Annotated in this window: 1 protein-coding gene and 1 pseudogene; one reads left to right on the top strand and one right to left on the bottom strand. The window is 64.8% G+C overall.

Annotated elements, in window-relative coordinates:
• A partial coding sequence (locus tag EOA60_RS29520; RefSeq protein WP_164899642.1) for a HAMP domain-containing sensor histidine kinase occupies positions 1-958 on the top strand: 958 nt, incomplete at its 5' end.
• Between the two features lie 48 nt (positions 959-1,006).
• Here the strand turns inward: EOA60_RS29520 and EOA60_RS29525 are convergent.
• Positions 1,007-2,256 (bottom strand): annotated as a pseudogene (locus EOA60_RS29525) (bifunctional [glutamine synthetase] adenylyltransferase/[glutamine synthetase]-adenylyl-L-tyrosine phosphorylase); the annotation flags it as partial.

Genomic DNA, 2,256 nt, shown 5'->3' on the forward strand with positions numbered 1-2,256 from the left:
CGCCGACGGACGCTGGCTGCAGGTCAACGAGCTCAGGACCAGAGACGGCGGCATCGTCTCGGTCGGCTCCGACATCACCCAGATCAAGCTGCATCAGGAAAAGCTGGTCGACAGCGAGCGCCGCCTGATGGCGACGATCCACGATCTTAGCCTCGCCCGCCGCGCCGAGGAGGAACGCGCCAAGGAGCTTGTCGAGCTCAATCGCAAATACATGAAGGAAACCGAGCGCGCCGAGGCCGCCAACCGGGCGAAGTCCGAATTCCTCGCCAATATGTCGCATGAACTGCGCACGCCGCTCAACGCCATCATCGGCTTCTCCGAGCTGATGCAGCAAGGCCTGTTCGGACCGCTTGGTTCCGAGCGCTACGAGGAATATGCCAGCGACATCAACGGCAGCGGCAAATACCTGCTCGGCGTCATCAACGACATTCTCGACATGTCGAAGATCGAGGCCGGCCAGTTCTCGCTTGACCGCGAGGAAATCGACCTCTGCCCGCTGATCAGGGAAACGGTTCGCGTCATCTCGCTGCAGGCGGCGGAGAAGTCGATCACGGTAGAGACGCGCATCGCCGATGCGATGCGGCTCTACGCCGACCGCCGCGCGATCAAGCAGATCGCAATCAATCTGCTCTCCAACGCGGTGAAGTTCACCGGACAGGGCGGCAAGATCACGGTCAGGGCGCGCAGCGCCTCAGGCGCGCTGGTGCTCACCATCGAGGACAATGGCTGCGGTATCCCGAAGCAGGCGCTGAGCAAGCTCGGGCGGCCGTTCGAGCAGGTGCAAAACCAGTTCTCCAAGAACCACACCGGTTCCGGCCTGGGCCTCGCCATCTCGCGTTCGCTCGCCGAACTGCAGGGGGGCGCGCTGAAGATTCGCTCCACCGAAGGCGTCGGCACCATCGTTTCGGTGCGCATCCCGCTGAAGAAGGCGCCGCCCATGGTCAAGGTGGCGGCTTAGCTGGCGCGCTGAAATTCGAAACGCTGGCGCCAAGGAATGACGCGTGGATTAACCTCGCGAGATCGACGCTCCCGCGCGAAGCAGAAGCTCGAAATCCTTCCGAACCTTCCGCGACGTCTCCTTGAGATGCGCTTCGAGCACACCGAAATCCGGCAGGTCGGTGGCCGCCAGAAGCAGATCAGAAAGCCCCGGCGGAACATCGTCGCGCTGGAACTCGCCGGTAAGGCAGAGCCTGATCATCTGGGTCAGCGCGAGATAGAGCCTCCAGGCCTCGCAAAGCTCCTGCCGAACATCAGGCGCAGCGAAACCGGGGGCCAGCCGCGCCAGCACTTCCGCCGTCGCGGTTGCCCGCCTACCAGCCTCGACCGCGCCGGTGATGACCGCGACCTGGGCGATGAATTCAAGGTCGATCAGGCCGCCGGGGATCAGCTTGATGTCCCAGAGATCGCGCGGCGGCTTTTCCGTGTCGATCAGCGCCCGCATCTCGGAGGCATCCGCCTTCACCTTGGCGCCGTCGCGCGGCTGGGCAAGAACCGCCGCAACCTCGTCTTCGACCTCGGCGCAAAGCGCTGCGTCACCGCCGATGGCGCGTGCTCGTGCCAGCGCCATATGCTCCCAGGTCCAGGCATCCTGCCGCTGATATTTCTTATAGGCGTCGACATGGGTGGCGACGGGCCCCTTGTTGCCGGAGGGGCGCAAGCGAAGGTCGAGCTCATACAGGACGCCTTCGGCCGTCGGCGCCGAGACGGCGGCGATCAGCCGCTGCGTTATGCGGGTGTAGTAGTGTGAGGGCGCCAGCGGCTTCTCGCCATCGGAGTCTTCCGCATCCGCATCGTGGTCGTAAAGCAGGATCAGATCGACATCCGAGCCGGCAGTGAGCTCGCGGCTGCCCAGCTTGCCCATGCCGAGGAGCGCGACCCTGCCCCCGGCAATCCTGCCATGGCGCAACGCGAACTCGGCGATGACTGCGTTGAGCGCCGCTTCGATCGTGAGATCGGCCAGGTCGGAGAAGGCGCGACCGGCGCGCCCGGGATCGATGGAGCCCGCAAGCAGCCGCACGCCGATCAGGAATTTCTGCTCGGAGGCGAAGATGCGCAGCCGGTCAAGGACCTCCTCATAGGCGCGGTCTCCGTCGATGAAAGCCGCAAGCCGCGCCGACAAATAGGCACGGTCGGGCAGTTCCGCGAGCAACGCCGGATCGAGTAGACCGTCGAACACATGCGGGCGGCGCGTGATGATGGCGGCGAGCCGCGGAGCGGCGCCCATGATCGTCGCCATCAGCTTGAGCAGTGCCGGAT

Source organism: Mesorhizobium sp. M1A.F.Ca.IN.020.06.1.1 (assembly GCF_004023265.1).
Lineage (GTDB): Bacteria > Pseudomonadota > Alphaproteobacteria > Rhizobiales > Rhizobiaceae > Mesorhizobium.